Source organism: Nonomuraea sp. NPDC003709 (assembly GCF_040610775.1).
Lineage (GTDB): Bacteria > Actinomycetota > Actinomycetes > Streptosporangiales > Streptosporangiaceae > Nonomuraea > Nonomuraea angiospora_A.
This window is the reverse complement of the sequence record NZ_JBEXMW010000058.1, coordinates 15,820-29,851: the sequence shown is the minus strand read 5'-3', so window position 1 is coordinate 29,851 and position 14,032 is coordinate 15,820. Positions and strand designations below refer to the sequence as shown.

The window sequence follows — 14,032 nt, the reverse complement described above, 5'->3', positions numbered from 1 at the left end:
GAACATCAGCCGCCATTTGGCCTCGTCGGTGGACCACTCGCGATCGCTTTCGAGCCGCTGGCACAGGGGCAGTTCCTCGGGACCAAGAAGTCGAACATCACTCACAGGCGCGAACCTACTCCGTCGGCCACTGCGGCCCAGCCCCGGACGTACTGGCTGGATCCGTACGCGCCCGCGATGCCCGCCGCCGCTGACACGGCTGCGGCTCATAACCCGTGGGTCGTGAGTTCAAGTCCCGCACGCCTCACCACGTCGGCCTGCGGTTTCACGTTGCCTTCCGGGCCATGCCGGTCTTCCGGTTGGTCGCCCGTACCGCCTTCAGCACCAGCCGCGCGGTCGCCTTGGCGCTAAGACGGTCAGGCTCGCGAACGACGTCCTCGGCGCGCTGCCGGCTCCACCACCTTCTCAGAACAGGAACCCATGATCACCGCACCACGGCCGTCGTCGCGCCGCCCCCTCCGATTCGTGCGAACGGTGGCGACCGTCGCACTCGCTCTCCTGCTCACGATCTTCACCGCGCCCTGCTCCTCACCAGCCGCCGACGACGTTCCCCCCTACGCCGTCGCCACGCGGGACGACCCCCGGTTCACGAGCACCTTCCGGCACGAGTTCGCCGATGTCGACAGCGTCCGGATGCACTACGTGACCGGTGGAAGCGGCCCGCCGGTGGTGCTGATACACGGCTGGCCGCAGACCTGGTACGGCTGGTGGCCGATCATGCCGGCGCTCGCCGAGCACCACACCGTCTACGCCGTCGACCTCCCCCGACTGGGCGACAGCACCGGCTCCCCGACCGGCTACGACAAGGCCACCCCGGCGCGGTACGTGCACACCCTGATCGCCGATCGGCTCGGGGTGCGCGACGCCCGCGTCGTCGGGCACGACCTCGGCGCTGCGGTGGCGTTCCAGTACGCCGCCCAGTTCCCCGCCGACACCGCACGCCTCGGCTACCTCGACCTGCCGCTACCCGGGCCCGCGATCGATGCGCCCACGTACCGTTCACTGAGCTGGCACATCGCCTTCCACTCCCAGCGACGGGTCCCCGAGGCGATGGTCGGCGACGACGTCCGCGAGTACCTGGCGATGTTCTACCCCCCAGGTCTCCTTCGGCGGAACGGCGTTCGGCGGCGCCTCAGACCGATCCCCGTTCACCGACGCCGAGATCAACGAGTACGCGCGGACCTACCGCCGGCCCGAGGTCCTGTCGGGCGGCTTCGAGCTCTACCGCGCACTCGACAAGGACGTCCGCGACACCAAGGCAGCAGCACCGATACGTGTCCCGACCCTGCTCATGACCGCCCAAGGGCAGCTCGCCCCGGTCCGGGCCACCGCGGCTCCGCGCATGTCCAACATCGTGCGCGCGGTGGATGTGCCGAACGCGGGGCACTGGCTCGTCGAGGAGAACCCCCGGTTCGTCACCGCGGAGTTGCTGCGCTTCCTCGACGGATGACTCCGCCCCGAGCATGGCGCGGGGTGCCGCACTGCACCCCGCGCCACCATCGGCATCGGGGTTCACCGACGTGATGTGCGTTGAGCGCCGTTGAGGCCTTCCGCGGACTCGGCGCGCCCGCCACCGCAGCAGCACTGTGTGGTCGTGCAGACCGGAGGGCATGTGGGCGCTACGTGTGGGGCAGAGCACGGACTGGTCTGGTCTACCTGTGAGGCGCCGAGCCGGTCGGGTCGTTGCCGCTGTCCTTGCGAGCCCGGCCGCGTCCTCACCCCGGACGGCCGGCCATGCCGCGAGCGCCCCTTGTGTGTTTCGTGGTCAGCCGGAACGCCGTCGTGGCACCGGCAGACCACCCCGGTCCTGCGCCGTCGCCATGCCATGTGCGCGGCCCAGTTCGGTTGCGGCCGTCCCGGGCGGTTGAGATCGGCCAATCGTCGGACCTGGTGCACCGCGCTGTCGTTGCGCGGCCCGTAAGGGGTGGCGACGGTGGCCGCCCATCTTCGCCGTCAGGGGGCGGCTGCGGACGCGCGCTAGTCACCCTGGCGGGCCGCGGGCCCGTCCAGGCCGGCGGCGTGTTCCGCAAGTCCGCTCGCCATGGCCTGCATGAAGCGGCGGAGGTACCACTGGAAGACCCAGCGCATCCCTCGGCGAGCCACGTACGTGCCGTGCCAGCGAATTCGTGTTCCGCCGCCGGGCAGTTCGTGTAGTTCCACAGCGGCGCGGTAGTCGATCATCTGCGGATTTTCCACACCCTCGTACGCGAACCGACGTCCGGGCTCCAGAGCGGTGATCCGCTCCTTGGTGACGACCTTCCCGGTGCGGAAGGCGCGGATAGCGCCGACGCCGTCTCGTCCATCGGGTGAGAGGCCACGCGACTGACCGGTTTCCAGCGCTTCGATACGCGACCATGCGGGCCAGCTCTGCGGGTTGAGCAGTAATGTCCACACTGTCGCCGGCGGCGCCGTGGATTCGGCTGTGACGTCGTACGATTGCATTCTGGGATTCCTCGCACTGTTCGGCTGATTGATCACGAGTGGGGTCCACCTGCGACCCGGGTCTGTGGCGGGGTCTTGCGGACCAGATCCCGCGGGGGAACGGTCCCCATGCAAGGCGCACAGGAACTGTTGGGCGGCGTAGCCGATCCGACCCGCTCGATGACGCCCATGCTGCGGAGTTGTGGCCCGCTGGTAACGGCGGTCTGTCCCCGCAGCCGCGTCACCTCGTTGTTCGAGCGAACAGGAGCAAGACGCGCCAGTTCGGTGCTCACAAAAGCACCCCAATCCCCGCCGTGCGCCCCGAAGCGCCGGTAGCCAAGCACGGTCACCAGCTCGGCCCACGCCCGCGCGGTGCGGCCCGGGTGCCGGCCCCGCTCACGTGGACGGTCACTGAACCCGAACCCCGGCAGCGCCGGTACGACCACATGGAAGGCATCGCGTGCGGAACCGCCGTGCGCGACCGGGTCGCTGAGCGGCCCGAGCACGTTCTCGAACTCAAGCACCGAGCCGGGCCGGCCATGTGTCATCAGTAGCGGCAGCGCTGTCGGTTCCGGTGAGCGAACATGCCAGAACGCGATCCCCAAGCCGTCAAGACGTACCCGGTAATGCGGAATCGCGTTCCACCGGGCTTCCCTCGCGCGCCAGTCATGCTGTCGCCACGCATCGAGCAACGTCACCAGTTGTCGTAACTCGATTCCCTGCATCGAGTCCGGCACGGTCTCGGGTTCGGGAAGCCGGACCCGGTCGAGGCGAGCAAGCAGATCAGCCAGGTCGTGATCGGGGACGTGTAGAGCGAAGGGCTCGATTTCCGGCACCGTCGCCTCGCCCGAAGGGGTATCGGTCACGGAATAAACCTAGGGACAGGTTGTCACTGACCCAATGACCGAGATTGCGGTGCAGCGGTCAAGAATTGCGATAGACCGAGGGGCGCGCTCCGGTGTGCCGCAAGAAGGCAGCCGACAGAGCGCCGGGGCTGGCGAAGCCACACCGCGGCGCAACCTGGGCGATGGCCAGGTCCGTCTCGCGCAGCAGCCGTTTCGCCTCCTCGATCCGTAGCCGGGTGAGGAACCGGTGCGGCGTCACCCCGGTCGCCTCCTTGAAGACCCTGACGAGGTGGAAGACGCTGAGGTGCACCTCGCCGGCGATGTCAGCCAAGGTGACCGGATCGGCCAGACGCTCGCGCATCATCGCGACGGCCGCACGGACGCGTGCATCCTCCCGCGTCAGCGTCCGAAGAACCGTCCGTCGCGAATGGCGGGTGAGCAGGTGCACGGCGAGGAAGGCGGCCGCGGACTCGGCATACAGATCATCGGCCTCGCTCAGACGATCGACCGCTCGGACAGCCTCCTCGATCAGCGGGTCTCCCGCAGCCAAGGACGCGGACATGGCCTCATAGTCCACCGCGCGACCACCCAGTCGCGCCGCGACCGAATCGACGGTGCCACGCGGGATGTGAACCTGCACGCTCCGCATCGACCCGTCCCCGTGATAACGGCGAACGACGGGCTGATCCGGGATCCCCACCTCAAGCCGACCCGGCGCCCACGTGTAGCGGCTCCACCGGCCACCACTTCGCGCTTCCATCACCGCCCGTCCCGCGACCGGCAGCACCAGATGCAGATCCGCCGCGCCTGGCAATTCCATCTCCTCGGCAACGGGGACATGCTCGAACCGCTGAACAAGCAAGGACCGCCAGCCGGCGTTCTCCCAGCTGCAATACGTCCGCCGAACGTAACGAGCCATGTCGAAACCGACATATGGCTGGAGATCGAAACGAGTGGAGTCGAACACCATGACATCGAGGCTACCGACGGGGCGCCCTCGACCGGGTCGGGAAGAGCTCGCAGCGGGGCGGCACTCATTGAAGTGGGTCCCGTAGGTAACCGGCACGCGCCGGGGCGCTGATCACCGCCCGATCCGCCCACGACGGCCGAGGCCTTGCCAAGTGCCGAGTTTCGGGCACCCACAAGGTTCGAGTGGTCGTGATCGGCAATGGCGTGATTCGGATGCTGATCGCGAAGGACGTGCACATCCTTCGCGAAGCGCTGGTCGGGTTGCTGTCGCTCGACGGCGACATCACGGTGGCGGCAGGAGTCGCCTCGGGTCTGGAGATCGCACCTGCCGGGGCTGGATGGCATCTCGGCGGCAGTCAAACCGGGCGGCCTTGAAGGCGCCGGACAGCCCGCTCACCCGGCGCGGGACCGAGATCTTGCGCCTGCCGGCGAGCGAGGCCCAACCCGCCGACATCGCCGAGCGGCTCTGCCTGACCTACGGCACGGTCCGCAACCACCTCACCTCAGCCGTCGCCAAGCTGGGAGCCCGCAACCGGGTGGACGCCATCCGGATCGCCAACGAGCCCGGTTGAATCTGACCTGAACTCGGCGACCACCTCGAACCTGCCACCGGGGTGATGCACCGCCGTCAATCGCCCGCCGGTACGTTGTGCGAGGCTGCTGAGCCCGGATCCGTGCCGCCCCGGCTGCGCCGACGTGGAGGATTCGGCTGAGGCGACGGCCATGACGCCGTCGTTGACAACGCGCAACCGTAGGACCTCTTCAGTGCCGGAGATGGAGATCTCACATGTCCGGGCCTGGCTGTGCCGCAGGACATTGGTGATGGTCTCGCGAAGCGCGGTGGCCACCGCCGTGTCGACCTCGACCGGCAGCGGGCCTGTCGCATCCCGTGCCGCCACCTCGATCCCAGCGGCCTTCAGCACCTCACGCGCCGCGTCGAGCTCTGCCGCCAACCGCAGGTCGACCCGGTCGCCGGAGATGGACGACAGCTCGGCCAGGGCTCGTTCGACCAGCGACACGACGGCGGCGATCTCGGATCTGGCCCGCGTGGGGTCGGTGTCCAGCAGGCGTTCGGCCACCTCGCCCTTCAGCGCGACCGCCGACAGGCTGAAGCCCAGCACGTCGTGCAGGTCGCCGGCGATCCGCACGCGTTCGCGCCGCACCGCCGCCGCGGCGAGTTCGTGCCGCGCCCGCTCCAGGACGGTGAGGAGCCCGCTGAGCCGCCCGAGGCAGTACACCAACCACATGATCATGACGTGACCGCCGAAAACGCCAAGCGCGGCCGCGAGGTCGTCGATGAAAAGGAAGGAGCTGTCGACCCTGAGCAGGAACCAGGTGAGGTGCCCGGCCAGGACGACCCCGACGATCGCCCAGGAGCGCGGCGGCCGCACGTTGAGCAACAGCTTGCCGGTGAAGATGCTCAGCAGACGGTCCCACGCGTCGGGGAAGATCGCCAGAGGCAGCAGGATCAGCAGGCTCTGCGCGACCAGGACCAGCCGCGACCGCGGCAGCATCTCAAGGACCACGATGACGGCGAGCAACGCCGTAACGAGGCCGAGGACCGGCCAGTCGGCGGGGTACAGGTAGACCAGGAGCTTCATCACGAGCACGCACTGGATGACCAGAACCGCGAGCAGCACGCGCCGGGCCAGCCCTGGTGACTCGATCAGCGGCGTCTCCGCGGGCGGGTCGGCCCGGTAGGCCCCGGCCATGGCCCGTACCTCTGCCAAGGTGCGCCGGGCGAGCGCGACGCCTTCCTGGACATCGTGCCGCGCGTCCCCCGGCTCCTCCTGACCCGCCGCCTTCCGCATCCGGAACGCGATCACCTGGAGCTTTGCGCCGAGCAGGTCCCGCAGTTCTCCATCCAGCCGCAGGCGTTCCCTGGCCAGGGCCATCGTGGCCAGTTCCTCCCGGGCGCCGTGCAGTTGCTCGACAGCCCTGACGAGCGCGGACAAACCGAACAAGATGAGCCCGTCGTCCGCCGCGATGATCATGTATCCGACGCCGACCATCCCGTCGTACCCGGGATAGAGGTCGTATCCGAGAACGAGCACGGCCCCGCCGGACGCGGCCACGACGAGGACGAACAACGGCCAGGCGACCCGGCCGGGCAGCGCGCACAAGACCGCGGCGGCCACGGTCCACGGCACCCAGTCCCAAAGCTCCCCGACCACCAGGAACGGCACGAAGTAGAGCAGCACCACGGTCGCGAGGAGCCCGTACCGCCCGGCCGTGCCCCAGCGCCACACCACCAGCGCGACGAGCGGCGGATACGACACCATCGGAAGCAGCACCCCGAGCACGCCGGCGCCGTTGTCCAGCCCGGCGGCCGCGCGGATGTAGAACAGGATGCCGAACGCGGCCCACAACATGCCCCGGGCCAACCGGAGCGGGAGGTCATCCGTCGTGCGCCCCACCCAGTCCCTCCCGACAAGCCGTGCAAAATGCATACCTGGCCGATGACAGCGACACTATCGACCCTTCTTCGCCCAATGTCACGATCTCGTATGCCAAGTCGGCAAGATCACATGACGAGGGGGATCGGATGAGACAGGCCACCGAGATCCTGCCGATCATCGCCGTGGCCTCGGTCGTCACGGTGGAATTCGGCGGGCACGCGCTGCTTCGCTTCATCACCACAGACCAGGGCAGGCTCGGCGAGTTCCGCGAGCGGTTCTTCCGCGCCGGACACGCGCACGCCGGCGTGCTGCTGGTGCTGTCGCTCGTCTACTTCCTCTACCTGCCCCGCGCCGGTTTCTCCGACGGCCTGGAGTGGCTGGCCGGTGCGGCCCTGCTGGCCGGGGTGCTGGCGCAATCGGGTGGGTTCTTCCTGCATCTGGCCGTCGGCGAGCAGGGCGCCCGCTCACCCGGCACGATGCTCACGCGCGCCGGGGCCCTGCTCCTGGCCGCCGCGCTGATCGCCCTGGCCGTCGGTCTCGCCGCTGCCGCCTAGCGCCTTTGCACTCTTCACCCGATGGGAGACATGATGATCTTAGTGACCGGCGCCACCGGCAACACCGGGTCGGAATTGGTGGCCACGCTGGCCCAGGAGGGGCAGCGGGTGCGCGCGCTGGTACGCGACCCTCAGGGCGTCACTCTGCCGCCCGGCGTCCAGCCCGTCACCGGCGACCTGAACCGGCCCGACAGCCTGGCCGATGCGCTGATCGGCGTGCGGAGCGTGTTCCTGCTGCCGGGATATGCGGACATGCCCGGCCTGCTGGCCCACATGCGCCGGGCCGGGGTGGAACGGGTCGTGCTGCTGTCGGGCGGCTCGGCCGCGCTTGCGGACATGAGCAACGCGATCTCCCGCTACATGACGCTTTCCGAGCGCGCCGTACGCGAGGCGGGTGTGGCCTGGACGTTCCTGCGGCCCAGGGCTTTCATGTCCAACGCGCTGCGCTGGTTGCCGCAGCTTCGGGCCGGTGACCTGGTGCGCGTACCGTTCGCCGGGGTGGCGGCCGCCGCCATCGACCCCGCCGACATCGCGGCCGTGGCGGCCCAGGCGCTGACGAGCGACGGGCATGAGGGCCGGATCTACGAGCTGACCGGGCCGGACTCACTGCTGCCCGCCGATCAGATCGCCGTGCTGGCCAAGGTGCTGGGCAGGGACCTGCGCTGCGAAGGGCTGCCGGACGAGGAGGCCCGGGCCCAGATGGAGGCGAGCATGCCGGCCGAGTACGTCGATGCCTTCTTCCGCTTCTACGCCGACGGCACGCTCGATGAGTCGCAGGTCCTGCCGACCGCGAAAGAGGTGACCGGTCACCCGCCCCGCACCTTCGAACAATGGGCTGAAGCACATGCCGAAGCCTTCCGATGACCACGGAAGCAGCTGGAAAGGAGCGGCCATGGAAGCGGAGAGCCGCGACGCCGGGCCGTCGGCGCCGCTCATGTCGGCGATCGTGACGGAGCATTTCGTGCTGCAATCGGCGGCCGGCACGACGGTCAGCGAGGCGATCGGCCGTTCGTCGCTGTACCTGTCGGCGTTGTCCAGCAGTTTGATCGCGTTGGGGTTCGCCGCGCAGACGCCTGGGCTGTTGTCGCCGTTCGCCGCCGCCGCGTTGCCGACGGTGTTCTTGCTGGGGGTGTTCACCTCGGCCCGGCTCGTCGACACGGGGGTACAGAACGTGTTGTATCTGAGCGGCATCGCTCGCATCCGTGGCTACTACCGCACGCTCGACCCCGAGGCTGCGCGCTACTTCGCCAGATGGGGCGCGAGTGAAGGGGAGACCGACGATGCGCTCGGGTCGCTGGCGGTCAAATCGGGCCCGCTGGCCGGGCTCTTCACCGCGGCCAGCGTGATCGCCATCATCAACGGTGTTCTGGCCGGCGTCTGCCTCGCTCTGCTGACCTACAACCTCGTGACGGACCACCACCTGCCGGCCGCCCTGGCCGTGGGGCTCGTCACCGCCGCCGCCTGCCTGACCGTGTTCTTCCGCTACCAGCACCACCGCTACCTGAGCGTCCAGCGCTGAGCAACACTCAGGCGGCTGCGACGCGGCCAGGGGCGATCTGCCTCCATTTCGGCTATGTTCCGCGACAAGACAGGATGACGATGAACATGACGCGCGCCGCCCTCATCGACGGTTACGGGCCGCCGCAGGCACTGCGGATCGGCCGGGTCCCGCTGCCGGAGCCCGGCCACGGCGAGGTCCAGGTACGCGTGCACGCGGCCGGGATCAACGCGATCGACTGGCTGACCCGTGCGGGCCGCGGCGTGTCCGTGAGCAGCTTCCCGGCCGTACTGGGCTGGGACATCTCCGGCGCGGTCACCCGGACCGGCGCCGGCGTCACCACGCTGAAGGCCGGAGACCAGGTGTTCGGCATGCCGCGCTTCCCCGGCCTCGCGGGCGGATACGCCGACCACGTGACGGCGCCGGCGGACTCGCTGGCCGTCAAACCCGGCGACGTCACTCACCACAGCGCGGCGGGCACGCCGATGGCCGCGCTGACCGCGTGGCAGGCGCTGTTCGACCTGGGGGGCCTTTCACCGGGCCAGCGGGTCTTGGTCCAGGGCGCCGCGGGCGGCGTGGGCCACATCGCGGTGCAGTTGGCCGCGAGGGCCGGAGCCGAGGTCATCGGCGCCGCTTCTCTCGGCAACCATGCCTTCGTCGAGGGGCTCGGCGCCCACGAGGTCGTCGACCACTCGGCCTCGCCGGTCCGCGACGTCGACGTGGTCATCGATCCGAGGGGCGGCGAGGAGGCGCTGCGGCTGCTCGACGTCCTGAGTCCCGGCGGCATCCTGGTCACGCTCAAGGGCTCCGACGCGCGGCTGGCGCAGGCCGCGCGGGCCCGGGGACTGCGGGTCGGCTTCGTCTACGTGGCACCGAACGGCGCCAGCCTCGCGAACCTCGCCGCGCTGATGGCCGAGGGGCACCTGCGCATTGCCGTCGAGAAGACGTTCCCACTGGAGGAAGCCGCCGCCGCGCACGTGATCGGGGAGACCGGACACGTGCGCGGTCGTCTGGTACTCGACGCGACCTGAAGCCGGGATCAGAAGGAATCGAGGCGGCAGACCTCCAGCGGCACGTGGACGCCGAGGGATGGCCACGTTCGCCAGCAACGGAGACAAAAGTCGGGTAAGGACGGCGCGTTGCCGCGCCGTCCTCCCCTCAGCACCGGACTGGAACATTTCTATTCATCCGGCTCAAGCAGGTCCTGATGGCATTGAAGCCGCAAGGAGTAGTGCTGGTGCTGCCGGTCGGGCGGTCCGGGTCCGGCAGGCGGTGTGGATGAGGCGTTGATCGTCCGGGCTGTTCCCGGTGGCGATGTTGAGCTTGCTGATCGCCATTCGGGTGCCGCGCAGCCACTGTTCCATTCGCGGGGGGACTGTGGTTCGCGGTCGGCGTGCAGAAGCGGGGTGCCGCAGAGCGGGCAGCGTCCTCGCTGGGCCTTCAGCTTGGCGAGCAGCAGCACGCTGAGCGGTCCATTGTGCTTCTTGCCGCGACGGTCGGCCAGTAGCGGGCCAGGCCGGGATCGTCTGGAGAGGCGGCCCCGGCCACCATCGCGGGCCGGACGATCTTCGTCCAGGCGAACTTGGGCAGTGTGCGTGCCGAAAATTACATCCAACGGCCTGACCTGCAAGCCTTGCGGGTGCCGATTATTCATCCGTCCAGGTCAAGCCGCATGCGCGTACTCCCTGAGGACGCCGCCAAGTCGATCGTGTCGGCGGATATCGATGCGGGTAGTCTCGGTCGGGATGGTGCTCGGCTGGCAGGTCTGGATCCAGCGCTCCATGATGGAGTTCATGCGCGGAATGCGGATGCCTGTGGTGACGACCTGTACTGCGGCGTCGGTCAGTACGGCGTCGAAGGCCGCGGTGAATTTGGCGTCTCGGTCGCGGATGAGGAACATAACGGTGGTGCCCGCCTCGTGTAGGTCCATGAGGAGGTTGCGGCCGAGTTGGGTGACCCATTGGCCGGTGGGGTGGGCGGTGGCGCCGAGGATGTGGATGCGGCGGGTGGCGTGCTCGATGACGGCCAAGACGTAGAGCCGCGCCCCGGTCAGGGTGCGGACCTCGAAGAAGTCACATGCCAGGAGTGCGCCGGCTTGGTCTCGTAGGAAGTCGGCCCAACCGGTGTGGGAGCGTTGCGGGGACGGAGCGATGCCGTGCTCTTCCAAGATCTCCCACACGGTGGAGGCGGCGATCTTGATACCGAGTGCGGCCGGTTCGCCGTGGATACGCCGGTAGCCCCAGGAGGAGTTTTCCCGTGCAAGGCGCAGCACCAGGGTGCGAATGGATCGGACGGTGCGCGGGCGTCCTGGCCGCCGGGGTGCGCTGGCCGCCGCGTGACGGCGCCTGAGTAGGTCGCGATGCCAGCGCATGAGAGTGTCCGGGCGGACCAGCAGCACCAACCGCCGCAGCTTGTCCATGGGTAGATGGTGGAGCAGTCCTGAGAGCAGGAATCGGTCCGCCGGAGTGAACATGGGCTTGACCACCTGCCGCTGTTAGACCATCAGCTGATGCCGGAGGGCCAGGATCTCGATCTCTTTATCGCGATCGGTCATCGGTAGCAGGCGCATGAACGAGAAGGTGCTCGTGACGGCGAGGTAGGCCAGGCGCAGCAGCACGAGAGATCATCATGCCGTTTCGGTACAGCCCCACACCTCCGATTTGAAGTGCATGATCGCCCATCGAGCCTACGATCTGCACGGGTGAATTTTCGGCACCCGCAGAGCCACGCACTCGGCGGGCCGTAGGTCGTGTACGGCGTCGGCTCGCTACCATCTCACCGTGATTTCCAGCGCCCGCACCACGGTCTTCGACATCGACGGCACGCTCTGCTTCGACGGACGGTCGATCGACAGCCGGATCCTCGCCGCCATCGAGGCCTGTGAACACGCCGGTCACCAGCTGGTCTTCGCGTCCGCCAGGCCGGTCCGCGACCTCCTGCCCGTCCTCAACGGAGCATTCCCCGCCGCCACGCTGATCGGCGGGAACGGCAGCCTCGTCTCCATCGGCGGCCAGGTCCGGGCGCGCGCCGCGTTCAGTGCCGGCGAACTCGACAAGCTGCTGGTCGAGGCCGAGCGATACCAGGCGGGCTACCTCGCCGACGGCCCCTGGGACTACGCCTACACCGGGCCGGCCGACCACCCGATTCTCAGCCGCGTCGACCAAAGCCGCCTCGCCCGTCGGGTCGACCTCGCCGACCTTCCCTCCGTCGTGAAGTTCCTCGTGGTCAACGCGACCGACATGGCAGCCCTCGCCGAGGCCGGCCGCGTGCTAGGGATGGCCGTCAACCATCACCTCGATGAGGCGATCATCGACTTCGCCCAGGGCACCACGAACAAGTGGGAGGCCCTGACCTCGCTGGGCATCGACGAGTACAACGCCTTCGGCAACGACATCAACGACATCGACCTGCTGCGCAACGCGCGGCACGGGGTCCGTGTCGGTGCCCACCCGAGCCTGGACGGCATCGCCCGTGTCACCGTCGCGCCCGACCCGGACGCCGTCGCCGCCGAGATCTCCAGGCTGGCCGCAGCGACGCCCGCGGCCTGAGTAGGTCTCCGGTCAGCTGCGAATCCAAGAAGACGGGCGCGTACGGCGCACAGCCGAAGCGGCAGGGCGCCCGTCCCACCCCGCTGCCCAGCCGTTATGACATCGGCGGCTGATGAGCAAGGGCCGCCATGGAAACCGGCGAAAACCTATGGGAGCATCCGCGCGAAGATCCGCGTTAGGGAAGACTTGCCGGTCAGGAGCAGCACTTCCGGGTCCAGTACTGGATACGGGTAGTACCGGCCACAGATGGATCTTGAAGATGCCGGCCTGGCCAGACGGCAGCCTCTGCGACCCCGAAGAGATCTCCCGGCGAGAAGGCCGCGACCCGCACCGGCTGCCTGACTAGAAATCCGGGACGCCCGAGGCTGAACCGGGTGCTGCGCCAACCGCAGAGGCGGTGGCGCCGATCGCGAGTGACTGATCCAGATGATGGCCGCCCGCACCCGGAGCCGCTCGTTAGTCGCGGACATGCAACTGATTGACTTGGATCATGCACCTGCTCTTCTCGTACGGAACACTCCAGCAGCCCGAGGTTCAGCGAACGGTTTTCGGAGCCGAAATTGCAGGCGAGGCCGACGCCGTCGTCGGACACCGTCTCGGCGAGGTCATCATTGAGGACCCTCACGTGATCGAGGTCAGCGGATCAGCGATCCACCCTGCTCTGATTACCGACAACAGCCGTGAGGCAGAGGTGATGGGCACCGTCTTCACACTCACCGATGACCAGTTGGCCCAGGCCGATAACTATGAGGTGGCTGCATACCGCCGCGTCGAGGTACCGCTGCGGTCTGGGCGCACTGCCTGGGTATACGCGCTCAGCTGAGCCCGGGGATCAACCACCTGGTCGCGCGGGCGACCAGGTGATGTGGTCCCGAAGCTGATCCGCCTCGACCCTGACGCATCGCGAGACCGCTGTACGGCGCCGCGGCATGGGACGCCCTGCGTACCGACCCGGAGAACGTCCGGCTGCACCGTTCGCTGATGCAGGTCCTGGAACGGATGTGGAGCCTCCCAGGTCGAGGGCACCGTACGGCCCGACCTCACCAGCGGCGACTTCGCCCTACTCCTGGCCCGGGTGCTGCGCCGCTGCCCGGTATCGTCCGTCGCCAAGGCCCCTCGCGAATTAGCCATCGCCCAGTCTCGGCGTGTTCAGCGCCAAGCTTCTCCTATTCGTTGCAGGCTGGCGAGGCTGCCGTCCGCAACCCGGCGGGAAACCTCTTCTCACTCGCGGATCACTCGCCGCCTGCCATCAGGGATTGATGGCCAGTCCGCACGAGTCACGGACTTGCCAGCGTAGACAGGTTCCCATCCGATGGTGTGAAAGGCCCCGATGTCCGGGAGAAGGGTCTTGAGCATGTGAATGGTGCGGCGGTGGTACCACTTCGAGACCGCCGCGACCGTCAGCCCTGACTGTAGCGCTTCCTGGAGAAACGGCAGCGCGAATTCGACGTTCTGCCAGGTGTTGGCCGACTGATCCTCGCAACGAATCACGTGCTCTGGTACTCCACGCTCGACAAGCAGGCGTTGGAGGATCCCGTTGTGGCGATTCACCCCGCCAGTAACGATGATCAGCGGAGCGAGTCCCGCATGGTAGCGGTCGGCCGCGATCTCGGTCGGTGATGCCTGATTGGTGCCGAACAGGAAAAGTGCGGTCGGCTGGCCGTCAGTGCGCCTGCCGAAAATCACGTCCATGCACGTCAGGCAGACCACGCATCGCATCCGAGATCCGCTGCGAACCATCCTGCCTGTGGACGCAAATGACCAGGCGATGGCTGCTCGGTGGTTGCTCGCACACGTT

General features: G+C 68.3%; 16 protein-coding genes and 1 pseudogene. 10 read left to right on the top strand and 7 right to left on the bottom strand.

Going from position 1 to position 14,032, the window contains the following annotated elements; translation table 11 throughout:
* Positions 1-420: 420 nt before the first annotated feature.
* Together ABZX61_RS64730 and ABZX61_RS64725 are read left to right on the top strand one after the other, a co-directional pair.
* Positions 421-1,146 (top strand): annotated as a pseudogene (locus tag ABZX61_RS64730) (alpha/beta fold hydrolase); the annotation flags it as partial.
* A gap of 145 nt (positions 1,147-1,291) precedes the next feature.
* The gene (locus ABZX61_RS64725; protein ID WP_355212929.1) at positions 1,292-1,450 is read left to right on the top strand and encodes a hypothetical protein; all 159 of its coding nucleotides are present in this window, start codon (positions 1,292-1,294) and stop codon (positions 1,448-1,450) included.
* 527 nt (positions 1,451-1,977) lie between these two features.
* On the opposite strand, the gene ABZX61_RS64720 is transcribed toward ABZX61_RS64725, so the two are convergent.
* Genes ABZX61_RS64720 through ABZX61_RS64710 form a run of 3 tightly spaced genes read right to left on the bottom strand, consistent with a single transcriptional unit; the run spans position 1,978 to position 4,236 of the window.
* Positions 1,978-2,442, bottom strand: coding sequence for an SRPBCC family protein (locus ABZX61_RS64720; RefSeq protein WP_355212917.1), 465 nt, complete (start codon positions 2,440-2,442; stop codon positions 1,978-1,980).
* Between the two features lie 32 nt (positions 2,443-2,474).
* Positions 2,475-3,287, bottom strand: a complete 813-nt coding sequence (locus ABZX61_RS64715; RefSeq protein ID WP_355212915.1) for an epoxide hydrolase — start codon at positions 3,285-3,287, stop codon at positions 2,475-2,477.
* 58 nt (positions 3,288-3,345) lie between these two features.
* On the bottom strand, positions 3,346-4,236 hold the full coding sequence (locus tag ABZX61_RS64710) for an AraC family transcriptional regulator (protein WP_355212913.1): 891 nt from the start codon (positions 4,234-4,236) through the stop codon (positions 3,346-3,348).
* 182 nt (positions 4,237-4,418) lie between these two features.
* Between ABZX61_RS64710 and ABZX61_RS64705 the strand changes: the two genes are divergently transcribed.
* Both ABZX61_RS64705 and ABZX61_RS64700 read left to right on the top strand, forming a co-directional pair.
* On the top strand, positions 4,419-4,610 hold the full coding sequence (locus ABZX61_RS64705; RefSeq protein WP_355212911.1) for a hypothetical protein: 192 nt from the start codon (positions 4,419-4,421) through the stop codon (positions 4,608-4,610).
* Entirely contained in the window at positions 4,607-4,807 is a 201-nt protein-coding gene (locus tag ABZX61_RS64700; protein WP_355212909.1) for a helix-turn-helix transcriptional regulator, read from the top strand. The genes ABZX61_RS64705 and ABZX61_RS64700 overlap by 4 nt, the downstream gene beginning before the upstream one ends.
* Here the strand turns inward: ABZX61_RS64700 and ABZX61_RS64695 are convergent.
* Positions 4,739-6,652 (bottom strand): histidine kinase, encoded by a 1,914-nt coding sequence (locus tag ABZX61_RS64695; protein WP_355212907.1) that lies wholly within the window; start codon positions 6,650-6,652, stop codon positions 4,739-4,741. The two genes, ABZX61_RS64700 and ABZX61_RS64695, sit on opposite strands and share 69 nt — an antisense overlap.
* Before the next feature lie 128 nt (positions 6,653-6,780).
* On the opposite strand from ABZX61_RS64695, the gene ABZX61_RS64690 reads away from it, so the two are divergent.
* The 4 genes from ABZX61_RS64690 (at position 6,781) to ABZX61_RS64675 (ending at position 9,717) form a co-directional block, all read left to right on the top strand.
* The gene (locus ABZX61_RS64690; RefSeq protein WP_355212905.1) at positions 6,781-7,188 is read left to right on the top strand and encodes a hypothetical protein; all 408 of its coding nucleotides are present in this window, start codon (positions 6,781-6,783) and stop codon (positions 7,186-7,188) included.
* Positions 7,189-7,218: 30 nt separating this feature from the next.
* Entirely contained in the window at positions 7,219-8,052 is an 834-nt protein-coding gene (locus ABZX61_RS64685; protein ID WP_355212903.1) for an NAD(P)H-binding protein, read from the top strand.
* Positions 8,053-8,080: 28 nt separating this feature from the next.
* On the top strand, positions 8,081-8,707 hold the full coding sequence (locus tag ABZX61_RS64680) for a hypothetical protein (protein ID WP_355212901.1): 627 nt from the start codon (positions 8,081-8,083) through the stop codon (positions 8,705-8,707).
* A gap of 80 nt (positions 8,708-8,787) precedes the next feature.
* On the top strand, positions 8,788-9,717 hold the full coding sequence (locus tag ABZX61_RS64675) for an NADP-dependent oxidoreductase (RefSeq protein WP_355212899.1): 930 nt from the start codon (positions 8,788-8,790) through the stop codon (positions 9,715-9,717).
* Positions 9,718-10,349: 632 nt separating this feature from the next.
* On the opposite strand, the gene ABZX61_RS64670 is transcribed toward ABZX61_RS64675, so the two are convergent.
* Positions 10,350-11,105, bottom strand: coding sequence for a hypothetical protein (locus tag ABZX61_RS64670; protein WP_355212897.1), 756 nt, complete (start codon positions 11,103-11,105; stop codon positions 10,350-10,352).
* Between the two features lie 75 nt (positions 11,106-11,180).
* Positions 11,181-11,303, bottom strand: a complete 123-nt coding sequence (locus tag ABZX61_RS64665) for a hypothetical protein (RefSeq protein ID WP_355212895.1) — start codon at positions 11,301-11,303, stop codon at positions 11,181-11,183.
* A 163-nt stretch (positions 11,304-11,466) separates the two neighbouring features.
* Between ABZX61_RS64665 and ABZX61_RS64660 the strand changes: the two genes are divergently transcribed.
* Together ABZX61_RS64660 and ABZX61_RS64655 are read left to right on the top strand one after the other, a co-directional pair.
* Complete coding sequence (locus ABZX61_RS64660; protein ID WP_355212893.1) at positions 11,467-12,234, top strand: HAD family hydrolase; 768 nt, start codon at positions 11,467-11,469, stop codon at positions 12,232-12,234.
* A gap of 490 nt (positions 12,235-12,724) precedes the next feature.
* A complete protein-coding gene (locus tag ABZX61_RS64655; RefSeq protein WP_355212891.1) occupies positions 12,725-13,057 on the top strand; it encodes a gamma-glutamylcyclotransferase family protein in 333 nt (110 codons plus the stop codon).
* A 398-nt stretch (positions 13,058-13,455) separates the two neighbouring features.
* On the opposite strand, the gene ABZX61_RS64650 is transcribed toward ABZX61_RS64655, so the two are convergent.
* Positions 13,456-13,926, bottom strand: a complete 471-nt coding sequence (locus ABZX61_RS64650) for a YdcF family protein (protein ID WP_355212889.1) — start codon at positions 13,924-13,926, stop codon at positions 13,456-13,458.
* Between the last annotated feature and the right edge of the window lie 106 nt (positions 13,927-14,032).